Origin of the sequence: Chromobacterium sp. LK11 (assembly GCF_001043705.1) — a bacterium.
GTDB lineage: Bacteria > Pseudomonadota > Gammaproteobacteria > Burkholderiales > Chromobacteriaceae > Chromobacterium > Chromobacterium alkanivorans.
On the sequence record NZ_LDUR01000039.1, the window covers coordinates 84,597 to 107,624 of the forward strand.

The following is a 23,028-nucleotide window of genomic DNA, read 5'->3' on the forward strand; positions in this document are numbered from 1 at the left end:
CATGAAAATAAGGAGATTTCATGGCATTGCTAGCGCGGGCCCGGACCTTGGGCAAAGGCTTCATCCTGCTGGACAACCTGATCGTGGTATTCGGTTTCTTCATGGTCTTTCCCTTGATCAGCCTGCATTTCGTCGATCAATTAGGCTGGACCGCCGCCGCGGTGGGATTTGGGCTGGGCTTGCGCCAGCTCACCCAGCAAGGGCTCGGCTTGTTCGGAGGCTCCTTGGCCGACCGCTTCGGCGCCAAGCCGCTGATCGTGGCCGGCATGCTGCTGCGCGCCGCCGGCTTCGCCGCCATGGCGCTGGCGGACTCGCCGTGGCAGCTCTGGCTGTCCTGCCTGCTTTCCGGCCTGGGCGGCACCCTGTTCGATCCGCCGCGCTCCGCGCTGGTGGCCAAATTGACGCGGCCGCGCGAACGCAACCGCTTCTACTCGCTGCTGATGATGCAGGACAGCGCCGGCGCGGTGGGCGGCGCCTTGTTCGGCTCCTGGCTGCTGCAGTTCGATTTCCGCTGGGTCTGCCTGGGCGGCGCCGTCGCGTTTCTGGCGGCGGCGGCGGCAAACGCCTGCCTGCTGCCGAATTATCGCGTCGCCGCCCGGCGCGCGCCGGCGCTGGCGTCCATCCGCATCGTGCTGAACGACCGCCGCTTCCTGAAGCTGGTGCTCACCCTCAGCGGCTACTACCTGCTCAGCGTGCAGATCATGCTGCTGTTGCCCATCGCCATCAAGCAGCTGACCGGCACCGCCCAGGCCGTCGGCTGGATGTACGGCCTGGAAACCGCCCTGTCGCTCAGCCTGCTCTACCCGCTGGCGCGGCTGGGCGAGCGTCATTTCCGCCTGGAGACCAGGATGCTGGCCGGCATTGCGCTGATGAGCCTCAGCCTGGCCTGCATGGCCGCGGTGCGGCAGCCGCTGGCCGCCTTCGTCATCCTGGCGGCGTTCTTTCTCGGCACCCTCATCACCGAGCCGGCGCGGGAAACCCTGGTGGCCAGCCTGGCCCGACCGGAAGCCAGGGCCAGCTATATGGGTGCCAGCCGGCTGGGGCTGGCCCTGGGCGGCGGCGGCGGCTTCCTCGCCGGCGGCTGGCTGTACGATTTGGCCCAAAGCCGGCATCAGGCCGGCCTGCCTTGGCTGCTGCTGGCCGCCGCGGGCGCGCTCACCTTCATCGCGCTGGCGCGCCAGTTCGGCGCGGCCGCGCCGAGGGCGGCCAAACAAGCGGCCTGACAACAACAAAAGCCCGCCGGATGGCGGGCTTTTCATCAATCAGCTGGGCTGTTTGCCTTGCGGCAAACAGACAGTCAAACCGGTATTACGCGTTCTGAATGTTGGACGCTTGCTTGCCCTTCGGACCGGACACCACTTCAAAGCTTACACGTTGCCCTTCTTTCAGGGTTTTGAAGCCTTGCATGTTGATGGCCGAGAAGTGAGCGAACAAGTCTTCGCCGCCTTCGTCCGGAGTAATGAAACCAAAGCCTTTAGCGTCATTGAACCACTTAACGGTACCTAATGCCATTCTTACTTCCTTGCAAAAAAAGGCTGGTGAAGCCGACCAACTTAGAGCTTAATAAGAGTTGTCTGGCTTGCCTAGCGCAAAAAAATGCCAAACAGTTAAGCCAAGCACCAGCTGCATTTCTACGCAACCCGCCGCCCATCGTCAAGTCGTAGAGGAAAAGTGCCAGTCCCCTTGAAAAAAACTCTTGGGGAACCCAAATTGAAGTAAGACGCAGATTCCACGAAAGCCGACATGTCTACGCAGTTCAAGGACGATGCCATACAAGAGGCGTCCCGGGTTAGGGAAAACCCACCCCCGATGTATAAGGTCTTGTTATTGAACGATGATTTTACCCCGATGGATTTTGTGATCCAGGTCCTCCAGCAGTTCTTCTACATGAACCGCGAAAAGGCCACTCACATCATGCTGCAAGTCCACACGCAAGGTCACGGCGTGTGTGGCGTTTATACCAAAGACGTGGCTGCAACAAAGGTCGAGCAGGTGTTGCAATATGCGAAAGCGCACCAGCATCCGCTCCAGTGCGTTATGGAGGAAAACTGATGATTGCCCAGGAGCTTGAAGTAAGCCTGCACATGGCGTTCATGGACGCAAGGCGCAAGCGCCACGAGTTCATCAGCGTGGAGCATCTGTTACTCGCGATGACCGACAACCCGTCGGCCGCCGAAGTACTGCGCGCATGTGGAGCCAATATCGACCAGCTGAAAAAACAGCTGGGAGATTTCATCGATGAGCACACCCCCACCGTGCCAGGAGAGGCGGAGGTGGAAACTCAACCCACACTCGGCTTCCAGCGCGTGATACAGCGCGCGATCCTGCACGTGCAGTCCTCCGGCAAGAAGGAGGTGACCGGGGCTAACATCCTGGTGGCCATCTTCGGCGAGAAGGATTCCCACGCGGTGTACTATCTGCACCAGCAAGGCATTTCTCGGCTGGACGTGGTGAATTTCATTTCGCACGGGATCACCAAGCAGCGCTCGCAGCAGCCGCCGCAGGAGCCCCGCGACAACAGCGGCGAAGCGGAGAGCGAGGAGCAGGCCTCCGGTCCGGGCGGAGCGCTGGAAAACTACACGCAGAACCTCAACCAACAGGCGCGCGACGGCAGGATAGACCCGCTGATCGGCCGCGAGGCCGAGCTTGAGCGCACCGTGCAGATTCTGTGCCGCCGCCGCAAGAACAACCCGCTCTTGGTGGGCGAAGCCGGCGTGGGCAAGACCGCCATCGCCGAAGGCCTGGCGCGCCGCATCGTCAACGGCGAAGTGCCGGAGATACTGGCCAAGTCCACCGTCTACGCGCTGGACATGGGCGCGCTGCTGGCCGGCACCAAATACCGCGGAGATTTCGAACAGCGGCTGAAGGCGGTGATCAAGCAATTGACCGATGACAGCAACGCCATCCTGTTCATCGACGAGATCCACACCTTGATCGGCGCCGGCGCGGCCTCCGGCGGCACGCTGGACGCGTCCAACCTGCTGAAGCCGGCGCTGTCCAACGGCAGCCTGCGCTGTATCGGGGCGACCACCTACAACGAATACCGCAGTATCTTCGAAAAAGACAACGCGCTGTCGCGTCGTTTCCAGAAGATCGACGTCAACGAGCCGACGGTGGAACAGACCGTGGAAATCCTCAAGGGGCTGAAATCGCGCTTCGAGGCCCACCACGGCGTCAAGTACACCCAATCCGCGCTGTCCACCGCGGCGGAGCTGTCGGCGCGCTTCATCAACGACCGCCACCTGCCGGACAAGGCCATCGACGTGATCGACGAGGCCGGCGCCGCGCAGAAGATTCTGCCCAAGTCCAAGCAGAAGAAGGTGATCAACAAGACCGAGATCGAGGACATCGTCGCCAAGATCGCGCGCATTCCGCCCAAGACCGTGTCGTCCGACGACAAGAACGTGCTGAAGAACCTGGAGCGCGATCTGAAAAACGTGGTGTTCGGCCAGGAGAAAGCCATCGAGGGGCTGGCCAGCGCCATCAAGATGACGCGTTCCGGCCTGGGCAATCCGCAAAAGCCGATCGGGTCCTTCCTGTTCTCCGGCCCCACCGGCGTCGGCAAGACCGAGGTGGCGCGCCAGCTGGCCTACATCCTGGGCGTGGAGCTGATCCGCTTCGACATGTCCGAATACATGGAGCGCCACGCGGTGTCGCGGCTGATCGGCGCGCCTCCGGGCTACGTCGGCTTCGAACAGGGCGGCCAGCTGACCGAGGCGGTCAACAAGCATCCGTACGCGGTGGTGTTGCTGGATGAGATCGAAAAAGCGCATCCGGACATCTACAACGTGCTGCTGCAGGTGATGGACCACGGCACGCTGACCGACAACAACGGCCGCAAGGCGGACTTCCGCAACGTGGTGATCATCATGACCACCAACGCGGGCGCGGAGTCCTTGTCCAAGCCGACGCTGGGCTTCACCCAGACCAAGGCGGCCGGCGACGAGATGGGCGACATCAAGAAGCAGTTCAGCCCGGAGTTCCGCAACCGCCTGGACGCCATCATCCCGTTCAAGATGCTGGACGAGCAGATCATCCTGCAAGTGGTGGACAAGTTCCTGATGCAGCTGGAACAGCAGTTGGCGGAGAAGCGGGTGGACATCCACTTCACCGACGAGCTGCGCCGCTACCTGGCGAAGAACGGCTTCGATCCGCTGATGGGCGCCCGCCCGATGGCGCGTCTGATCCAGGACACGCTGCGCAAGGCGCTAGCCGACGAGTTGCTGTTCGGCCGCCTGGTCACCGGCGGCGAGGTCACCGTCACCGTGGTGGACGACAAGGTGGAACTGCAGTTCGACCACCAGGCGCTGACGCCCGAACCGGCCTGATCCTGCTTCCGCAATACGCAACGCCCGCTGACGCGGGCGTTTTTCTTTTCATCTCTCAACCACGCGGATGATGCTTGGCGTGCAACTGCTTCAAGCGCTCGCGCGCCACATGGGTGTAGATCTGGGTGGTGGAGATGTCCGAATGCCCCAGCAACAGCTGCACCACGCGCAAATCGGCGCCGTGGTTGACCAGATGGGTGGCGAAGGCGTGGCGCAGCACATGCGGGCTCACCGCCGGCAAGCCCTGCCGCTTGGCGTACTGCGAGATCAGATGCCAGGCCATTTGCCGCGTCATGCCCGCCTTGCGCTGGGTCACGAACACCGTATCGCAGACCGCCCCCGCCAGCAAGAGCGGCCTCGCCTCGGCCAGATAGCGCTGCAGCCACTCCTGCGCCAGTTCGCCCAAGGGCACCAGCCTTTCCTTATTGCCCTTGCCCATGGTCTTGACCAGGCCGTCCAGCAGGTTCACCTGCTGCAAGCTCAGGCCCACCAGCTCCGACACCCGCAAGCCGCTGGCGTAGAGCAGCTCCAGCATCGCCCGGTCGCGCAGGCCCAGCGGCGTGCCCACGTCCGGCGCTTCCAGCAAGGCTTCCACATGCCGCTCGGACAGGGATTTGGGCAGGCGCGGCCCCTGCTTGGGCGCGCGCAGCCGCGCGCAGGGATCGTCGCCGCGCACGCCCGACTGCGCCAGGTATTGATAGAAGCGCTTCATCGCCGACACCATGCGCGCCCGGGTCGCCGGCTTCTCGCGGTCCACCCCCAGCAACAGCGCCTGCTCCAACTGCTCCGGGCCGGCCTCCGTCAAACCCACGCCGTCGTCGCCCAGACGCGCGGCCAGCTTGCCCAGATCGCGCCGATACGCGGCCAGGGTGTTCTTGGACAAGCCGTCGCTCAACCATAGCTGGTCCAAAAACGCGTCGATGGCCTCTTCGGCCGCCTTCATCTCTTCGCTGCTCGCATCCATTGTCGTCGTCCGCTGATAGCCGGTCAGGCCGCCGCCCGCGCGGCGCACCCATACTGAATAATCTTCAGTCTTTGTCCGCCTCGCCGGCAAAACATTCCCTCGTCGGCCCGGCCGACGCGTCAAAAGCGCGGAACGGCCGCCTTGCGCGCGCATCGGCGCGAATCAGCAGCCGAACTCATGCGCCAGCAGCCACTGCTTGATATCCACGGTTTCCCGGCCCAATGAGCGGTTGAAACCGCCCAGGCTGCGGCGGGCCACCACGCGGTGGCAAGGCACGATGATGGGCACCGGATTGCGGCCGCAGGCATTGCCCACCGCCCGCGCCGACGAGCCCAGCGCCGTGGCGATATCCTGATAGCGCGTCATCCTCCCGCAGGGAATCCGTTCTATCTCGCGCCAGACGCGCAGCTGGTGCTCGCTGCCCAGCAGACGATAAGGCAGGCTGAAGCCGAAGCGCGGATCGAGGAAATAAGCGCGCAGCTGTTCCGCCACCTCCTGCTCCAGGCTGCGCGGCGCCGGCGGCCTGAGGGCCCGCCGTGCGGCCAGGAACTCCAGATTCACCAGCGCGCCGTCGAGACACAGCATGCCCAGCTGCCCGAACGGCGCATCGATCACCGCGCTGTATTCCATTGTCCGCCTCCGGCGTCCCGATAATAAAAAAGCGCAAGGCATCGCCTTGCGCTTTGAACCGTCATCAAGCCTAAGCCTGACTCGACAAGGCTTAGCCTTGCTTGCGAGCCGGCAGTTTTTCCTTGATGCGTGCGGATTTGCCGGTACGGCCGCGCAGGTAGTACAGCTTGGCGCGACGCACGTCGCCGCGGCGCTTCACTTCAACAGCAGCCACCAGCGGGGAGTAGGTTTGGAAAGTACGCTCTACGCCTTCGCCGGCGGACATCTTGCGCACGGTGAAAGCGCTGTTCAGGCCAGCGTTTTTCTTGGCGATAACCACGCCTTCGTAAGCCTGCAGACGTTCGCGGTTGCCTTCCTTAACCTTCACCTGAACGACGATGGTGTCGCCCGGGGCGAATTCCGGCAGGGTTTTGCCCAGGCGGGCGATTTCTTCTTGCTCGAGTTTCTGGATCAGATCCATGATTTACTCCTGGTTTTTCTGGAGATCTTGTTCCTGCTGGTACTCCGCCAGCAGCCGAGATTCCTGTTTTGTCAAAATACGGCCTTGCAGCAAATCCGGGCGACGTTGCATCGTCCTGCCCAGAGCCTGTTTCAGCCGCCATTTAGCGATCAGCGCATGATTACCGGACAACAACACGTCCGGCACCCGCATGCCCTGATAGTCTTCGGGTCGGGTATAGTGCGGACAATCAAGAAGCCCGTCCACAAATGAATCTTCGTAAGCCGACTGCGCGTCGTTCAGGACGCCGGGCAGCAAACGCACCACCGCGTCCATCAACACCATGGCCGGCAGCTCGCCGCCGGACAGCACGTAGTCGCCGATGGAGATTTCCTCGTCGACCTCGCGCTGGATCAACCTCTCGTCCACGCCCTCGTAGCGGCCGCACAGCAGGATCAGGCCCGCTCGTTGCGACAGCTCCGCCGCTTTCGCGTGCGTCAGCGGACGGCCTTGCGGCGAAAGATAAATCACATGGCTGCGCTCGGCTCCGGCTTGCGCCTGCCTCGCCCTGGCCGCCGCGATCGACTGCGCCAGGGGCTCGATCTGCATCACCATGCCGGGGCCGCCGCCATAAGGCCGGTCGTCCACCCGACGATAGTTGTCATGCGTGAAATCGCGAGGATTCCAGGCCTGAAAACCCCAAATGCCCAAATCAAGCGCCCGCTGGCTGACGCCAAAGCGGGCGATGGAATCGAACATCTCCGGAAACAGCGTTACCGCGTCGATCTGCATCAGTAGTCCAGACCCCAGTCCACCTGGATCTTGCCTTCGGCAAGCTGGACTTCCAGCACATACTGATCCACGAAGGGAATCATGCGCTGACTGTCCGCGCCCTGCACCACCAACAGATCATGCGCGCCGGTTTCCATCAATTCGCTGACTTTGCCCAGCACTTCGCCTTGCTGATTGACGACCTCCAGACCGATCAGATCGGCCCAGTAGTATTCGCCTTCCTCGGCGGCCGGCAACTCTGCGCGCGGCACGGCGATCTGCATGCCGCGCAAGGCTTCGGCCGCGTCGCGGTCTTCCACGCCTTCCAGCTTGGCGGCAAGCGCCTTGGGCTGGAGAGCGCCGTTTTCAAATGTGTACGGCTTCCAGTCGTTCTCCTTGCCCAGCCACCAGACCGGGTAGTCGAACAGACCGTCAGCGTATTCGGTGTCGGCCTGGACTTTCACCCAGCCCTTGACACCAAAGGCGCCACGCACAAACCCCATCACTACGAGATCTTCGCTGCGCATGCGCCTAGTCCGTCAGTTGATGTGTCAACGAACGCTTAGGCAGCGGCCTTCTGCTCTTTCAGCAGCTTGGCAACGGCGTCGGAAACTTGAGCGCCAACGCCTACCCAGTGGTTCAGGCGGTCCATGGTGAAACGAACGCGCTCTTGCTTCTCGTTGGCAACCGGGTTGTAGAAGCCAACGCGCTCGATGAAGCGACCGTCACGACGGTTACGGGAATCGGTCACCACGATGTTGTAGAACGGACGGTTCTTGGCGCCGCCACGTGCCAGACGAATCACTACCATTGTCGATTGTCCTTGAATAAATACGGTATGTAGAAAAGCCCACGATTTTAGGTCAGTTTTCCCTTATCTTGCAAGCGCTTAATGCAAGACGGCTGTCAAGCCCGTCGTTACAAGCTCTTGGACACCATGGTCAGGGCCCGGTCTTCCGGGTGGGGCTCAACGGAAAAGCCCAACTTGTGCATCAGTTTCAGCATGCCCTTGTTGCCGGCCAGCACCTCGCCGCGCATCACTTTCAGGCCCTGCTCCCGCGCCGCGTCGAACAAGGCGCTCATCAAAAGATAGCCTATGCCCTTGCCTTGCCAGCGGTCGGCCACCTCCAGCGCGAACTCGCAGCCTTCGTTGTCCGGATCGGTGATGAAGCGCGCCACCGCCAGCATTTCCTCGCCGTCCTTGTGCTCACGCGTCATCGCCAGCGCCATTTCGCGGTCGTAATCCAGCTGGGTGAAACGCACCAACATGCTTTGCGACAATTGCTTGATGCTGGACAGGTAGCGGTTGTAGCGGCTTTCCTCGGACAGATTGCGCACGAACTCCTGTTGCATGTCCGCGTCTTCCGGCCGCACCGGCCGCACCATCACATTGGTGCCGTCGTTCAGCTTGGCGCACACCACCATGTGGCTGGGGTAAGGCATGATCGCCATATGGCCGTAGCGCTTCAAATCCGGCCGCCGCGGCCGGACGATGATGCGGGCGTCCAGCGCGATCACCCCCTGCTCGTCGGCCACCAGCGGATTGATGTCCATCTCGCGCAGCTCGGGCAGCTCGCACACCATTTCCGACACATGCAGCAACACGTCCTCCAGCTCGTCCTGATCCACCGCCGGCAGGTTCTTGAACGCGCCCAGCAATTGGCCGATGCGGGTATGGCGGATCATGCTGGCCACCAGATAGCCGTTGAGCGGCGGCAGCGACAGCGCGCGGTCGTGCATCACCTCCACCGCGATGCCGCCTGCGCCGAAGGTGATCACCGGCCCGAAGGCCTCGTCGTGGGTGACGCCCACCATCACTTCGCGAGCGAAACGGCGCTTGCGCATAGGCTGCACCGACACCCCGTCTATGCGCGCCTCCGGCCGCGCCTGCCGGGTGCGGCCGATGATGGCGTCGAAGGCTTCGCGCAGCGTCGCCTCGTTGCTGATGTTCAGTTCCACGCCGCCGACGTCGGACTTATAAATGATGTCCGGCGAATCGATCTTCAACACCACCGGGTAGCCTATCTTGTCGGCCTGCTTGACCGCCTCGTTGGCGGTTCGCGCCAGCCGGGTGGGGTTGACCGGGATGTGGAAGGCGGCCAGCACCTCCTTGGATTCGCGCTCGGACAGGATGTCGCGGCCCTCCTTCAAGGCCGAGGCGATCACCTTGCGCGCCTTGGCCACGTCCGGATCCGCGCGCTTGCCCTCCAGCGGCCCCGGCGTCTGCAGCAGCAATTGCTGGTTGCGCTGGTAGGCCGCCAGATTGCGGAACACCTCGATGCCGTACTCCGGCGCGCGGAAATGCGCGCACTTGGCCTTGGAAAACAGTTCGCGGCTTTCCGATACCTTGGCGTCGCCCAGCCAGGACAGGAACAGCGGTTTGCTGGACTCTCGCTGCAAACCTATCATCAGCTGCGCGGTGGTCAGGTGATCGGTGCCGGCCTGCGGCGTGAAGACCACCATCACGCCGTCCACGTTCGGGTCGTCCAGACAGGCCTTCACCGCGGTGCGAAAACGCGATGGGCTGGCGTCGCCGATGATGTCCAGCGGATTGCCGCGCGACCAGTTGCGCGGCAACACGCCATTCAGCAACTCCAGCGTGGGCTCGGACAGCTTGGCCAGCTCCACCCGGTTGGAATAGGCGCTGTCGGCGGCCAGCACGCCGGGGCCGATGCCGTTGGTGACGATGGCCAGCCGCTTGCCGCCCACCCGGTAATTGGCGGCCAGCACCTTGGCCGCGGTGAACAACTGGGCGATGGTGTCCACCCGCAACACGCCGGCGCGCGCCAGCGCGGCGTCGAACACGTCGCCGCTTTCCACCAGATTGCTTGAGTGCGTAACGCCGGTCACCGCGTCTTCGTAGCGGCCGGACTTGATCACCACCACCGGCTTGGTGCGCGCCGCGGCGCGCAGCGCCGACATGAAGCGGCGCGCGTCGTGGATGTGGTGGACATGCAACAGAATGCCCTGGGTGAAGTTGTCCGCCACCAGGTAATCCAGAATTTCGCCGAAGCCGACGTCCAGCGCGTTGCCCACCGAAATCACGCTGGAAAAGCCTATGCCCTTGCTGTCCGCCCAGTCCAGCATCGCCGTGCACAGCGCAGACGACTGCGACACCAGCGCCAGATTGCCCGGCCTCACCTTGCTGGTGTAGTTGCTGGCGTTGAAGCCGGCCACCGGCCGCATCAGGCCCAGCACGTTGGGGCCGAGGATGCGGATGCCGAAATGGCGGCTGATCGACAGCGTCTCGTTGATGATCTCCCGCTCCAGCTGCTCGCTGTCGGCGAACTCCTTGGCCAGCAGCACCGCCTTGATGCCCTTCTTGCCGCAGTCCTTCATGATCGCCGGCAAGGTGCGGGTGGCGGTCACCACCACCGCTAGGTCCACGGACTCGCTGATCTGGCGCACCGAGGCCACCGCCGGTACCCCGGCCACCACCTTGTGATTGAGGTTGACCGGAAACAGCTTGCCCTGGAAGTTGCCCGCCAGCAGATTGGCGAACACCGCTTGCCCGATCGAGCCCGGCGTGTCGCTGGCGCCTATCACGGCGACGCTGCGCGGCGAAAACAACGGAGTCAGGTAATGCGGCCTCATTGATGCTTATCCTCGGAAATAATGGTAACCGGCACGGTTTTCCCCGCCGGCGGCGGCAACGGCCACTCCGGCTGCAAAGTCACATGATCGATGCCGAACTCGCGCGACAACATGCGCTGGCAGGCCGCCAGGATGCGCGGCCAATCCTGCGGCGCGCCCAGCTGCAAATGCGCGGACAAGGCCACGCGGTCCGCGGCCATGGTCCAGATATGCAGATCATGCACCGACCTGACCCCGGCGATGCCGCCCAGGGCGCGACCGATGCGGTTGAAGTCCAGCTCCGCCGGCACCTCCTCCATCAACACCGCCAGCGATTTGCGCAGCAGCCGCCAAGTCGACGACAGGATCAGGCAAGCCACCAGCATGGACAAGATCGGGTCCGCCGGCGTCCAGCCGGTCCAAAACACGATGGCCCCGGAAGCGATCGCCGCCAGCGAGCCCAGCAAATCCCCCATCACGTGCAGCAGCGCCGCCTTGCTGTTCAGGCTGTGCGCGCCGCGGCTCAGAATCCACACGGCCAGCACGTTCACCAGCAAACCCGCCGTCGCGATGCCCATCACGCCCAGGCCGTTGACCGCTTGCGGCTCCAGCAAACGCCGCACCGCCTCCACCGCGATGAAGACGATGACCCCAAACATGAACAAGCTGTTCAGAAAGGCGCCTATCACTTCCGCGCGGCCATGGCCGAAAGAATGCGACTCGTCCGCCGGACGGCGGCCGATATGCGCCACCCACAAGGCCAGCAGCAGCGACATGGAATCGGTCAGCATGTGGCCGGCGTCGGACAACAGCGCCAGCGAGCCCGTCGCCCAGCCGCCCACCGCCTCCACGCAGGCGAAGCCTATCGTCAGCAGCGCCACCCAGCGCAAGGCGCGCATGCTGGCGGCCCGCGCCGCCGCGCCCGTCACTCCGCCATGGGGGTGGCGATGCGGATGATTGTAATCGTGCTCGTCGTCATGCTCGCCGCCCGCCGAGCCATCATCATGCAGACTGAATCTTGACGTCATCTTGACCTCCGGCAAGCCGAGTCCATCGCGTCCCGCTCCGCCGCAAGCGCCTAACGAGAATGGACTGGCGCGGACACTACAATATTGTTAATCTTTGCTGTTTAGCAATAGCTCTTTACTGCACCGCACAAAGTCGCCACGCGCCCTTGCACCAACAGAGGTCGGATGGCGGCGGGAGTCGATCCATCATGACGAAACGCGTCGTCACGCTTGCCCATTACTACACCCAGCCTGAAATCCAGCAAATGGCCGACAAGGTTGGCGACAGCCTGGAGCTTTCTTTGTACGCCAAGGAAGCCAATGCCGACATCATCGTTTTCGCCGGCGTGCGCTTCATGGCGGAAACCGCGAAAATCCTCAACCCGCAGGCGGAAGTGATTCTGCCCGACGCCGGTTCCACCTGTTCGCTGGTCACCCAGACCGACGTCGCCGCGCTGGCCAAATGGCGCAAGCAGCATCCGGACCACGTGCACGTGTCCTACATCAACTCCAGCGCCGAGCACAAAGCGCTGTCCGACTGGATCGTCACCAGCCGCAATGTCGACGACATCATTGCCCACCTGTACGCCGAAGGCAAAAAAGTGATCTTCTCGCCGGACCGCAATATGGGCGGCTACCTCAACTACCAGTACGGCTACGACATGCCGCTGTGGTCGGCGGTGTGCGAAGTGCACGACAAATTCAACGAGGCGGCGCTGGACGAAGCCTTCGCGGTCGCCGGTGCGGAGAAATACCTGATCGCCCACCCGGAAAGCCCGCTGCCGGTGCTGAAGAAGGCCGACTACGTCGGCTCCACCTCCGGCATGCTCAACTGGGTCAAGCAATTCTCCGGCAGCCCCGACGCGGTGATCTTCGTCGCCACCGAAGACGGCATCCTCTACAACATGGGCCTGGCCCGTCCGGACCTGGATCTGCGCCAGGCGCCGATCTACGCCGGCTGCCAGTGCAACTCCTGTCCGTACATGAAGATGAACACCATAGAAGCGGTCAAGCGCGCCCAGCAGGGCGTGGGCTTGCACATCGACTACCTGAGCCGGGAACAGATGGACGCGGCGCGGCTGCCGATCGAGCGCATGCTGGAATTCAGCCAGCGTTATTACGCCTGAACCGCCTGCCCCAACCCGCCCACCGGCGGGTTTTGTTTGTCCCTCTTCCACGCCGGACTTTTCCGCGTCATCGTTGGAGCGATACAATCAGCCGGGCCACCTTTGCCGGCAAGAACAATAGAAAGACAGCATGAAGTTTCTCATCAGCAACGACGACGGTTATTTCGCTCCCGGACTGGCCATGCTGGCGCAAACCCTGTCCCGCCACGGCGAAGTCGTCGTTGTCGCGCCGGAGCGGGACCGCAGCGGCGCCAGCAACTCCCTGACCCTGGACCGCCCCCTGACCGTGCGCAAGGCCGCCAACGGCTTCCACTACGTCAACGGCACCCCCACCGACTGCGTGCACCTCGCCGTGACCGGCATGCTGGACTTCAAGCCGGACATGGTGTTCAGCGGCATCAACCACGGCCCCAATATGGGCGACGACACCTTGTACTCCGGCACCGTGGCCGCCGCCACCGAAGGCTTCATGCTGGGCATCCCCTCCATCGCGGTGTCGCTGGCCGGCTATAGCGGCCAGCACTTCGCCAGCGCCGGCCTGGTCGTCGATCAACTGGTGGAACGCTGCAAGCGCAACCCCTTCCGCGAGCCGGTGCTGCTCAACGTCAACGTGCCCGACATCGCTCCGGAAGCGCTGGGCCAGTTGACCGTTACCCGCCTGGGCCGCCGCCACTGCGCGCAGCCGGTGATCAAGTCTCAGAATCCGCGCGGCGAGACGATATACTGGGTAGGACCGGTCGGCAATGTGCAGGACGCCGGCGCGGGCACGGACTTCGGCGCGCTGGCCAACAACGACATTTCAGTGACGCCGCTGATGCTGGATTTAACCGCCTACGGCCAACTAGACGGAATCAAGACATGGCTACACCACAGCTGACGCCGGGCCAGCCGGCCTACGGCATGCTTTCCGACCGCACCCGACGCCGCATGGTCGAGCGCCTGCGCCAGAACGGCGTGGCCGACGAGCGCGTGCTGACCGCGATGTCGGACGTGCCGCGTCATCTGTTTGTGGACCAGGCGCTGGCCACCCGCGCCTATGACGACGTGTCCCTGCCCATAGGACACGGCCAGACCATCTCCCAGCCCTTCACCGTGGCGCGGATGACGGAAATCCTGTTGAATGGCAAGAAACCGGGCAAGGTGCTGGAGATCGGCACCGGCTGCGGCTACCAGACAGCGGTGCTGCTGAAGACCGGAGCCGAGGTCTACTCCATTGAACGCTTGGGCGCCATTCTTGACAAAGCCAGACGCAATTTGCGCGCCGCCAAGCTGGTGCACGCCCGCCTGGTTCACGGCGACGGCCATTTCGGCCTGGCCGAGGCCGCGCCCTTCGACGGCATCATCATGACCGCCGCCGCGCGCAACATTCCCCAGGCCCTGGTCGAACAACTCAACGACGGCGGCCGCATGATCATGCCGATAGGCGAAGAGGAACAGTACTTGTGGCTGATAGAGAAAACCGCGCAAGGCCTGCAGAAAAGCCGGCTGGACCCGGTGAAGTTCGTACCCTTGCTTGCCGGACGCAGTTAAAACTGCAAAAACACAACAGTTTCTTTGTCCGACAATTTATCAAATCACTTAAACAGACTATAAAAAACAAAAGTATGCTAAAAATGCATTGCAGCTATGCATATATATTCACGGCCTCGATCGGCATCGCCCTGAGCGGATGCAGCAGCATCGCCCAGCAGCCGGCCCCCGTGGAAAGCGCAACGCCGGCAGTCACCCGCAGCGCGCCGCCTTCGGCGCCCGTCGCGACCACCGGCAACAGTGCGGCGGTGACCACGCCGTACCAGGATAACGGAGGAGTGTCCGCCGCGCCGATAGGCTCCGCCTCGGCGGCGGGCGCAACAACAAAAGAAAAGACCCATGTGGTTCAGCCGGGGGAGAACCTGTTCCGCATCTCTCTGAACAACGGCCTGAAATACAAGGATGTCGCGGCCTGGAACAACCTGCCGGACAACAATATCAAAGTAGGACAAGTATTGCGCTTGACCCCGCCCGGCGACGACGTCCCCGCGGCGACCAGCGCCGGTCAGCCGACGGCGGCCGCCGCGCCGGCCCAGCCAAGCGCGCCGGTGGAAAGCGCAACTGTCCAAGCTGGCGGTGTCAAGGCCTACCCCAAAGCCCTGAAACTGCCTTACAGCGCAGAAGCAGCAAAAACCCTGTCCGCCCAGAGCGAGGGAGGACCGGGCAACAACAAAAACGCTCAAGCTCCGATCAGCTCCGCCGGCGCGCCGGCGGCGGCAAGCGCTCCGGCCAAGGCCGAAGCCCCGGCGGCGACGCCGTCCAGCAAGCCCGAGGCCAGCAAGCCGGCGGCGAAAACGGACGAAGACGCGGTGCCGTGGCTGTGGCCGACCGAAGGCAAGATGATCCGGGGCTATTCCGATAGCAGCAAGGGCATAGACATCAGCGGCCGCAGCGGCCAGCCGGTGTTGGCGGCGGGAGACGGCAAAGTGGTGTACAGCGGCACCGGCCTGCGTGGCTACGGCAAGCTGATCATCATCAAGCACAATAAATCCTTCCTGTCGGCCTACGCCCACAATAGTCAGTTGCTCGTAAAGGAGGGCCAGTCTGTCAAGCGAGGGCAGAAGATTGCCGAAATGGGCAATTCCGACGCCGACCAAGTGAAACTGCACTTTGAAATCCGCCGCCTCGGCAAGCCGGTGGATCCGATGCAGTACCTTGACCATAAGTCCTGACGGGCGGCCGGGGCCCCCGTCCAGGATCAGAAAGAGACGGGGGTAGAACATGAGTAGCGAACTCGACATTCTCGAAGAGCAAGAAATTCTCGACGAGGAAAGCAATGAGGAAGCCGTTGCCGAAGTGGAGGCAGAGGAAGTCGGCGAAGCGCAGCCGGTATACGAAGAAGTTGCCGACGTCACCCAAATCTACCTCAACGATATCGGCAACAACGCCCTGCTGACGCCGCAGGAAGAACTGGCTCTGGCCCGCCGCGTGGTGGCTGGAGAGTTCGAAGCGCGGCAGAAGATGATCGAGCACAATCTGCGGCTGGTGGTGAACATCGCCAAGCATTACATCAACCGCGGCCTGGCGCTGCTGGATCTGATCGAGGAAGGCAATATCGGTCTGATGCACGCGCTGGAGAAGTTCGATCCGGAGCGCGGCTTCCGCTTCTCCACCTATGCCACCTGGTGGATACGCCAGAGCATAGAACGCGCCATCATGAACCAATCTCGCACCATCCGCCTGCCGGTGCACGTGATCAAGGAACTCAACGTCTATCTGCGCGCTTCGCGCCACCTGGAAAGCCAGATCGGCCGCGAGCCGACGCTGGACGAAATCGCCCACCTGGTGGGCAAGCCGGTGGACGATGTGCGCAAGGTGATGAACCTCAACGAGCGCATGGCCTCGCTGGACGCGCCGCTGGACATCGACCCGATGCTGTCGATCGGCGAGTCCATCCCGGACGAGCAGCATGACGAGCCGGAAATCCAGTTGCACAACAGCCAGTTGGAGCACTTCGTCCACGAATGGCTGGGCCAGTTGAACGAGAAGCAGAAACTGGTGATCGAGCGCCGCTACGGTCTGAACGGCTACGAGATCTGCACGCTGGAGGAGTTGGCCGCCGCGCTGAGCCTGACCCGCGAACGCGTGCGCCAGATCCAGATCGAGGGCCTGGAGCAGTTGCGCCGCATCCTGCGCCGCAAGGGCATCTCCAAGGACTTCCTGTTGTAAGCCGCGGCAGCGTCGGCCGCCAGCAGCCCCCGGTCCCCCGGGGGCTTCGTCATTTGCGCGCCAGCCGGAAACGGCGGCTGCGGCGCAGCCAGTCCCGCTGCCGGGCGGCGTCCACCTCGCGCGCGCGATAGCGCAAAGCCACGTAATCCTGCACCAGCGCCTTCAACTGCCGGTATTCCGCCTCCGCCAGCCCCGGCTTGGCGCGGCGCAACAGCTCCAACGGCCCGTCGCATGGGCCCGCCTCGATCCGGCGCCGACGCAGCTCGGCCAACAGCAGCCTCCAGCCCCGCGTCAGCGGCTCCTCTCGCCCGCGGCCCCGCCGCCACCACCAAGCCAAGGGCAGGGCCGCCAGCAAGACGCCGACCAACAAAGCCCGCAACACGCTGGCCGCGCTCACGCTCTCGCCCAGCCCCAAGCGTTGAAACACGTTCCGCTGCCGCGCGGCGTCGTAGCCCACCACCCATTGCTGCCAGGCGAAGCCCGCCGCCTGCCAGTTCTGGCGCAAATCGCGCAGCCAGGCCGGCGGCAAACCCGCCACCCCGCGCTCCCTCAAGGCCGGCACGCTTTGCTCCGCGCCGTCCGCCAGCCGCAACGGCGCCACCGCGCCGGTGGGATCGACGCGCAGCCATTGCCGGCTCTCCGCCAGCCAGATCTCGACCCAGGCGTGCGCGTCGGACGACTTCACCTGCCAGAAACGCCCCACCGGATTGTATTCGCCGCCCTGATAGCCAACGACAATCCGCGCCGGCATGCCCGCGGCCCGCGCCAGGAACGCCAATGCCGACGCGTAATGCTCGCAAAAGCCTTGCCGGCTGGAAAACAGGAATTGATCGATCTCGTCTTGCCGGTCCAGCAGCGGCGGATTCAGCGTGTAGCGAAAGCCCTGGCTTTGGAAGGCCTGCAAGGCGGCCTGCGCGAAAGCGCCCTCCCCGCGCGCCGCCAGCTCCCGCGCCCAGGCGCGCGCGCGGGGATTGCCGGGCGGCAAGCGCAGGTAAAACGCGCGCTCGGCGTCGGACAAAGCCGCCCGATAGCTCGCGCCGAGCCGGCTGACGGCGTAAAACCGCTGAGTCCTCCTGTCCTTGCCGTCTCCGCGCAGCACCATGCCGTATCGCAATCGCGACGCGTCCTCGCCCAGCTGCGGCACATCCAGCGCCGGCAAACGCCCCTTGTCCGGCTCCAGCGTGATCGCATACTCCACCGTGTCGCCGCCGCTGACGCCCTCCGCAGCCGCGCCGCGCGTCTCGCCGCCGCTCCAGCGGCTGCCGTCGAAACGGTCCAGCAGCAAGACCCGCCAGTACATCTGCGCCCGCGGCGGCGAGCGCTGCGGGAACACCACGGAAAAAGCCGGCTCCCGGCTCAAAATCAGCTGGCTGACGCTGCCCGGCTCCAGACTGTCGCCCAAGCCGCTGACCGCCTGTCTGCCCGGTTCGCTGGGCATGCTCCACAGCGGACCGGACAAGCGCGGCATGACCACGAACAAGACCAGCATCAAGGGCAGCGCCAGGGCCAGCGCCGACGCGGCCGAACGCAGGCTGCCGCGCCACGGCGCGCCCTCCAGCGCCGCCATCGCGCCGGTCAGCGCCAACAGGCTCAAAGCCAGCCAGACCGCCGCCGCCGGCGACTGATCGAACAGCAAGGGCATGGCCGCCAGAAACACCCCCAGCGCGATCAACACCCGCCAGTCCCGCTGCTGCGCGCACTCCTGCGCCTTGAAGCCCAGCAGCAGCAGTAAAATGCCGACGCCGCCCTCGCGCCCCACCAGGGTGCCGAGCGTGCGCCAGCACAGCCAGGCGGCCAGGAGCAAGGGCGGCAGCAACCACCAGAAGGCCGGAGGCGCCCGGCCCCGCCAGACCAGGACCGCCTTGCCCAGCAACAAGGCGAAGGCCAGGGCGACCAGCCAGAACGGCAGATGCAGCCATAGCGGCGCGGCGCTCAAGGCCACCGCCGCCAGCGCCGGCCAGGTCCTGCCGCGCTCAGGAACGCTCATCGCCGCGCTCCAGGTACAAGGCCAAGGCCGTCAGCGCCAACAAGCGCTGCTGCGGCTGCGGGCCCACGCTGCGTGTCGGCAGCTTCAACACATAAGGCTGACGCAGGCGCTCGCACTGCTCGACGCGCCAGGCCAAACGCGACAGCTTGAGCTCCACGTCGCCGCCGCGGCCGTAATCCTGCCAGTCCAAAGCCAGCAAGCCGGCGCGCCCTTCCCCGGCGAATTGCTTGCTGACCAGCGCGCCGCGGCGCGCCAGCACCTTCCAGGCGATGCGGCGCGGCGAATCCCCGACGCGATACGCGTCCAGATGGGAGAAGTCCTCTTCCTCGCCCGGCTGATCGCTGGGCTGATCGCCGCCGCCCAGGCTGCGGCCGCGCTGGCCGTCCTGCAAGGGCGCGGGAAACAACAGCGCCTGGGCCGTCAGCCTGACCCAGGCGCTGGCGCGCACCAGACCGAACGGCGCCTCGCTCCAGACCTGACAGGCCGGCAAGGCCATATAGCCGCGCCGGCTGCCGCAAACGCTCAGCAGCAGCTCGAACTCCTCCCCGCCGGGCAGGCGGTCAATCCGGGTTTCCGCGCCGTCTTCCAGCGCCAGGCTCAGTTGACGCTCGCCGTCGTCCTCATGCCGCAGCAACACGCGGAAACGCGCGGCGTCGCCGGCGAAGACAGGCTCCGCGTCCAGCGCGCGCAACTGCAGGCCGGCCAACTGGCGGTAAGCCAGCAGCACCGCCACCAGCAGCAAGCCGGCCACCCAAAACGACAGCGCGTAGGCCAGGCTGACGTCGTAGTTCAAGGCGCCTATCCACACCGCCAGCGCCACCAGGCCCAGCGTCAGGCCGAAGCGGGTGGGCAGCAGATAAATGCGGTTTTGCTCCAGCCGGCAATGCGGCTGGGGCGTCGCGCGGCGCAGCATCCATCGCCGCAGCCGGCGGCGCGGGTCAAGGAATGGGAACATGGGCGAGCAGCCCGCTGGCGGCGTCGCCGCCGTTGCCGCCGAGCAGGCGATGGCCGGCCACGCTGGGGAAGACCGCCTTCACGTCCTCCGGCAGCACGTGATCGCGCCCTTCCAGCAAGGCCCAGGCGCGCGCCGCCGCCGCCAGCGCCAGGCCGGCGCGCGGGCTCAGCCCCGAGGCGAAGCGGCTGTCCCGGCGCGTGGCCTCGACCAAGGCCAGCACATAGCCGGCCAAGGCCGGGCTGACCGTCAGCTGCGCGGCCTGGCGCTGCAGCGCGATCAATTCGCCGGGACGCAAGGCCGGCACCAGCTTGGCCAGCAACTGGCGACGGTCCTCGCCCTGCAGCAAGGCCAGCTCGGCCTCGCGCGGCGGATAGCCCAGCGAGATGCGCATCAGGAAACGGTCCTGCTGCGACTCCGGCAAGGGGAAGGTGCCGGCCTGTTCCGCCGGGTTCTGGGTGGCGATGACGAAGAAGGGCTCGGGCAAGGGATAGGTGGCGCCGTCCACCGAAACCTGGCGCTCCTCCATCGCCTCCAGCAAGGCGGACTGAACCTTGGGCGAGGCGCGGTTGATCTCGTCGGCCAGCAGCACCTGCGAAAACACCGGGCCTTGATGAAAGTGGAAGGAAGAAGAGTCGCGCTGGTAGATGTTGACGCCGAGGATGTCCGAGGGCAGCAGATCGCTGGTGAACTGCACCCGACGATATTCCAGGCCCAGCACGCCGGCCAGACCATGGGCCAACGTGGTCTTGCCCACGCCGGGCACGTCCTCGATCAGCAAATGGCCTCGGGCGATCAAGCAGGTCAAGGCCAGGCGAATCGCCTGCGGCTTGCCCAGGATCAGCTGATTCAGTTGACGATACGCAATGGAGAGAGATTGCATTTGCACCCGCTTACGCGCACTATTTATCGATATCACATATCCCGCGCCCATTGTACGCAACAAGGAATCGCACGTGTTGACCTGGCTGAAAAATCGCTTGCAACGCTCAGGGCTCACCGCCTACATCACCCACCCCGAGTGTCTGCAGCACAATATGGGCGTGGGCCACCCGGAATGCCCGGAGCGCCTGATCGCCATCCGCGACCAGCTGATGGCCTCGCAGATTCTGGACGGGCTGCAGGAGATCGAAGCGCCGGAAGTCACCGAACAGCAGTTGGCGCGCGTGCATCCGCCGCACTATCTCGAATATCTGGAATCCTGCTCTCCCAGCATAGGCACTTTTCGCGTGGACCCGGACACCGCGATGTCCGCCGGCACGCTGCAAGCCGCGCGGCGCGCCGCCGGCGCCGTGGTCAAGGCGGTGGAGCTGGTGGCCGAGGACAAGGCGCCCAACGCCTTCTGCGCGGTGCGCCCGCCCGGCCACCACGCCGAAAGCGGCAAGGCGATGGGCTTCTGTTTCTTCAACAATCTGGCCATCGGCGTCACCCACGCGCTGTCCCACTATCAGTTCGAACGGGTGGCGGTGATCGACTTCGACGTCCATCACGGCAACGGCACCGAGGAAATCCTGCGCGACGATCCCAGGGTGCTGATGGTGTCCGTCTTCCAGCATCCGTTCTACCCCTATTGCGGCGACGCGCCGCTGGGCCCCAACATGCACAATGTGCCGCTGAAGGCAGGCAGCGGCGGCCGCGAGTTCCGCGAAGCGGTGGAGACGGTCTGGCTGCCGCTATTGCATGACTTCCAGCCGCAGATCCTGTTCATCTCCGCCGGCTTCGACGCGCACCGCGAAGACGATATGGGTTCGCTGGGGCTGGTGGAGGCCGATTACGAGTGGGTGACCCGCCACCTGATGCAGATCGCCGATCTCTACGCCGACGGCCGCGTGGTCTCGGTGCTGGAAGGCGGTTACGACCTGTCTGCGCTGGGCCGCAGCGTGGCCGCTCACCTGCGGGTGCTGTCCGACGGCTGATCCGAGCCGCGCCAAAACAAAAAGCCGTCGCAAGCGACGGCCTTTTCATTGGCGGAGCCAAGCTCAGGAGGAGCTCTTGTCCGAGCTCTTGCCGCCTATCTTGTCCTCTTGACCGGTCAAGAGCTTGATCAGATTGGACTTGTGGCGATGCACCACCAGAATGGCGATGACGATGCAGCTGCCGAAGTAAACGCTCTGCGGCCCGACGATGAAATAGGCGTACACCGGCGTCAGCACGCAGGCGATGAGGGCGGACAGCGAGGAAATCTTCAGCACGAAGGCGACGAACAGCCAGGTGGCCAGCGCCGCCAGCGCCAGCCACGGGCTGAAGCCCAGCAGCACGCCCACCGCGGTGGCCACGCCCTTGCCGCCCTTGAAGCCGAAGAACACCGGCCACATGTGGCCGATCAGCACCGCCAGCGCCGACATCGCGATCGCCTGCTCGCCCAGCCCGTACTGCGGTCCGAACCAGGCGGTCAGCGCCACCGCCACCCAGCCCTTGACCCCGTCGCCGAGCAAGGTCAGCGCCGCCGCCAGCTTCTTGCCGCTGCGCAGCACATTGGTGGCGCCGGGGTTGCCGGAACCGTAACTGCGCGGGTCGGCCATGCCCATGGCCTTGCTGACAATCACCGCGAAAGAGAGCGAGCCGATCAGGTAGGCCGCAACAACAAAGGCAAAAGCTGTCGTGGTCATGGTGTATCCATTAGAATAGAAGGCTTCGGATTTTACGGTATCGGGCGGCAAACCCCAACTCCCAGACAAACTGATGGACATCATATTCCTGCGCGAAGTGCGCGCCGACACCATTATCGGTGTCTACGAATGGGAGCGGAAAGCCCCGCAAACCATTGAAATCGACCTGGAAATCGGCATTCCCAGCGAAGCGCCCTGTCACAGCGACAATATCGGCGACACCATACACTACGGCGTGGTGGTGGAGCGGCTGCGCAAGGCGCTGTCGGAGCAGCACTTCCTGCTGCTGGAGGCGCTGGCGGAATACATCGCCAAGGTGATCCGCGAGGACTTCGGCGCGCCCTGGGCCCGCGTCTCGGTCACCAAGCTGGGCATCCTGCCCGGCGTCAAACGCGTCGGCGTGCTGATCGAACGCGGCCACCGCCCGCGCTGAGCCCAAGCCGCCGGGCATTGACGCCCGCGCCCCGGCGCTCGATGATGTCAAGGTCACAGCGCCGGAGCGCCCCATGCCTCGCCTATCCGTCCCGGAATTCCAGAGCCTGATCGATCAGGAGCTGCCCCTGGTCCGCCTGTTCGGCATCCGGACCGAATCCATCGCCGACGGCGGCGCGGTGCTGCGCATGCATTTCAACCCGGACCTGATCCGGCCGGGCGGCACCATAGCCGGGCCCGCCTTGATGGCGCTGGCCGACGCCACGCTGTACGCGGTGGTGCTGGGCATGATAGGTCGAGTGGAACTGGCGGTGACCACCAGCCTCAACATCAACTTCCTGCGCAAGCCGCCGCCGGCGGACGTGATCGCGGAAGGCCGCATCCTGAAGCTGGGCAAACGGCTGGCGGTGGGGGAAGTCTTGCTGCTGTCTGCGGGGCTGGAAGAGCCGGTGGCCCACGTCACCGGCACCTATTCGATTCCGCCTCCGCCCGGGAGCTGAAGCGGCGCCG

24 protein-coding genes are annotated in these 23,028 nt (G+C 64.5%); 11 read left to right on the plus strand and 13 right to left on the minus strand.

Features of this window, described 5'->3' with window-relative positions; all coding sequences use genetic code 11:
• Positions 1-20: 20 nt before the first annotated feature.
• On the plus strand, positions 21-1,223 hold the full coding sequence (mdtH, locus tag VK98_RS19720) for a multidrug efflux MFS transporter MdtH (protein ID WP_048415666.1): 1,203 nt from the start codon (positions 21-23) through the stop codon (positions 1,221-1,223).
• An 85-nt stretch (positions 1,224-1,308) separates the two neighbouring features.
• On the opposite strand, the gene VK98_RS19725 is transcribed toward mdtH, so the two are convergent.
• Complete coding sequence (locus VK98_RS19725) at positions 1,309-1,512, minus strand: cold-shock protein (protein ID WP_019101271.1); 204 nt, start codon at positions 1,510-1,512, stop codon at positions 1,309-1,311.
• A gap of 231 nt (positions 1,513-1,743) precedes the next feature.
• On the opposite strand from VK98_RS19725, the gene clpS reads away from it, so the two are divergent.
• Positions 1,744-2,052, plus strand: a complete 309-nt coding sequence (clpS, locus tag VK98_RS19730) for an ATP-dependent Clp protease adapter ClpS (RefSeq protein ID WP_019101854.1) — start codon at positions 1,744-1,746, stop codon at positions 2,050-2,052.
• A complete protein-coding gene (clpA, locus tag VK98_RS19735; RefSeq protein WP_048415667.1) occupies positions 2,052-4,328 on the plus strand; it encodes an ATP-dependent Clp protease ATP-binding subunit ClpA in 2,277 nt (758 codons plus the stop codon). Before clpS ends, clpA begins: the two co-directional genes overlap by 1 nt.
• 55 nt (positions 4,329-4,383) lie before the next feature.
• Here the strand turns inward: clpA and xerD are convergent, their stop codons facing one another.
• From xerD to VK98_RS19775, 8 genes are all read right to left on the minus strand, one after another.
• Positions 4,384-5,292, minus strand: a complete 909-nt coding sequence (xerD, locus tag VK98_RS19740) for a site-specific tyrosine recombinase XerD (RefSeq protein ID WP_369700248.1) — start codon at positions 5,290-5,292, stop codon at positions 4,384-4,386.
• Between the two features lie 162 nt (positions 5,293-5,454).
• Positions 5,455-5,922, minus strand: a complete 468-nt coding sequence (locus tag VK98_RS19745) for a methylated-DNA--[protein]-cysteine S-methyltransferase (protein WP_048415668.1) — start codon at positions 5,920-5,922, stop codon at positions 5,455-5,457.
• Between the two features lie 91 nt (positions 5,923-6,013).
• Positions 6,014-6,382: a 50S ribosomal protein L19 gene (rplS, locus tag VK98_RS19750; RefSeq protein WP_048415669.1), complete on the minus strand. Its 369-nt coding sequence runs from the start codon at positions 6,380-6,382 to the stop codon at positions 6,014-6,016.
• A gap of 3 nt (positions 6,383-6,385) precedes the next feature.
• Positions 6,386-7,153, minus strand: a complete 768-nt coding sequence (trmD, locus tag VK98_RS19755; RefSeq protein ID WP_048415670.1) for a tRNA (guanosine(37)-N1)-methyltransferase TrmD — start codon at positions 7,151-7,153, stop codon at positions 6,386-6,388.
• The gene (gene rimM, locus VK98_RS19760) at positions 7,153-7,659 is read right to left on the minus strand and encodes a ribosome maturation factor RimM (protein WP_048415671.1); all 507 of its coding nucleotides are present in this window, start codon (positions 7,657-7,659) and stop codon (positions 7,153-7,155) included. Before rimM ends, trmD begins: the two co-directional genes overlap by 1 nt.
• A 35-nt stretch (positions 7,660-7,694) precedes the next feature.
• Positions 7,695-7,943, minus strand: a complete 249-nt coding sequence (gene rpsP / locus VK98_RS19765) for a 30S ribosomal protein S16 (RefSeq protein WP_019102878.1) — start codon at positions 7,941-7,943, stop codon at positions 7,695-7,697.
• 107 nt (positions 7,944-8,050) lie between these two features.
• Positions 8,051-10,726 (minus strand): bifunctional acetate--CoA ligase family protein/GNAT family N-acetyltransferase, encoded by a 2,676-nt coding sequence (locus VK98_RS19770; RefSeq protein ID WP_048415672.1) that lies wholly within the window; start codon positions 10,724-10,726, stop codon positions 8,051-8,053.
• A complete protein-coding gene (locus tag VK98_RS19775; RefSeq protein WP_048415715.1) occupies positions 10,723-11,733 on the minus strand; it encodes a cation diffusion facilitator family transporter in 1,011 nt (336 codons plus the stop codon). Before VK98_RS19775 ends, VK98_RS19770 begins: the two co-directional genes overlap by 4 nt.
• 188 nt (positions 11,734-11,921) lie before the next feature.
• Between VK98_RS19775 and nadA the strand changes: the two genes are divergently transcribed.
• The 5 genes from nadA (at position 11,922) to rpoS (ending at position 16,538) form a co-directional block, all read left to right on the plus strand.
• Positions 11,922-12,839: a quinolinate synthase NadA gene (gene nadA / locus VK98_RS19780; protein ID WP_048415673.1), complete on the plus strand. Its 918-nt coding sequence runs from the start codon at positions 11,922-11,924 to the stop codon at positions 12,837-12,839.
• Positions 12,840-12,969: 130 nt separating this feature from the next.
• On the plus strand, positions 12,970-13,716 hold the full coding sequence (surE, locus tag VK98_RS19785; protein ID WP_048415674.1) for a 5'/3'-nucleotidase SurE: 747 nt from the start codon (positions 12,970-12,972) through the stop codon (positions 13,714-13,716).
• The gene (locus VK98_RS19790) at positions 13,698-14,369 is read left to right on the plus strand and encodes a protein-L-isoaspartate(D-aspartate) O-methyltransferase (RefSeq protein WP_043632250.1); all 672 of its coding nucleotides are present in this window, start codon (positions 13,698-13,700) and stop codon (positions 14,367-14,369) included. The genes surE and VK98_RS19790 overlap by 19 nt, the downstream gene beginning before the upstream one ends.
• Positions 14,282-15,541: a peptidoglycan DD-metalloendopeptidase family protein gene (locus VK98_RS19795; RefSeq protein WP_231589329.1), complete on the plus strand. Its 1,260-nt coding sequence runs from the start codon at positions 14,282-14,284 to the stop codon at positions 15,539-15,541. Before VK98_RS19790 ends, VK98_RS19795 begins: the two co-directional genes overlap by 88 nt.
• A gap of 49 nt (positions 15,542-15,590) precedes the next feature.
• Positions 15,591-16,538 (plus strand): RNA polymerase sigma factor RpoS, encoded by a 948-nt coding sequence (rpoS, locus tag VK98_RS19800; protein ID WP_019102885.1) that lies wholly within the window; start codon positions 15,591-15,593, stop codon positions 16,536-16,538.
• A gap of 49 nt (positions 16,539-16,587) precedes the next feature.
• Here rpoS and VK98_RS19805 read toward each other — a convergent pair whose 3' ends face one another.
• Genes VK98_RS19805 through VK98_RS19815 form a run of 3 tightly spaced genes read right to left on the minus strand, consistent with a single transcriptional unit; the run spans position 16,588 to position 20,360 of the window.
• Positions 16,588-18,525: a DUF3488 and transglutaminase-like domain-containing protein gene (locus VK98_RS19805; RefSeq protein WP_048415676.1), complete on the minus strand. Its 1,938-nt coding sequence runs from the start codon at positions 18,523-18,525 to the stop codon at positions 16,588-16,590.
• Positions 18,512-19,480 carry a DUF58 domain-containing protein gene (locus VK98_RS19810; RefSeq protein ID WP_048415677.1) on the minus strand — a complete coding sequence of 323 codons (969 nt, stop codon included), beginning with the start codon at positions 19,478-19,480 and terminating at the stop codon, positions 18,512-18,514. The genes VK98_RS19805 and VK98_RS19810 overlap by 14 nt, the downstream gene beginning before the upstream one ends.
• A complete protein-coding gene (locus VK98_RS19815) occupies positions 19,464-20,360 on the minus strand; it encodes a MoxR family ATPase (protein ID WP_048415678.1) in 897 nt (298 codons plus the stop codon). Before VK98_RS19815 ends, VK98_RS19810 begins: the two co-directional genes overlap by 17 nt.
• 73 nt (positions 20,361-20,433) lie before the next feature.
• Between VK98_RS19815 and VK98_RS19820 the strand changes: the two genes are divergently transcribed.
• Entirely contained in the window at positions 20,434-21,393 is a 960-nt protein-coding gene (locus tag VK98_RS19820; protein ID WP_231589330.1) for a histone deacetylase family protein, read from the plus strand.
• 63 nt (positions 21,394-21,456) lie between these two features.
• Here the strand turns inward: VK98_RS19820 and plsY are convergent, their stop codons facing one another.
• Positions 21,457-22,086, minus strand: coding sequence for a glycerol-3-phosphate 1-O-acyltransferase PlsY (plsY, locus tag VK98_RS19825; protein ID WP_048415679.1), 630 nt, complete (start codon positions 22,084-22,086; stop codon positions 21,457-21,459).
• A gap of 73 nt (positions 22,087-22,159) precedes the next feature.
• Between plsY and VK98_RS19830 the strand changes: the two genes are divergently transcribed.
• Both VK98_RS19830 and VK98_RS19835 read left to right on the plus strand, forming a co-directional pair.
• Positions 22,160-22,519, plus strand: a complete 360-nt coding sequence (locus tag VK98_RS19830; protein WP_048415680.1) for a dihydroneopterin aldolase — start codon at positions 22,160-22,162, stop codon at positions 22,517-22,519.
• A 73-nt stretch (positions 22,520-22,592) separates the two neighbouring features.
• Positions 22,593-23,018: a PaaI family thioesterase gene (locus VK98_RS19835; protein ID WP_048415681.1), complete on the plus strand. Its 426-nt coding sequence runs from the start codon at positions 22,593-22,595 to the stop codon at positions 23,016-23,018.
• Positions 23,019-23,028: the final 10 nt, after the last annotated feature.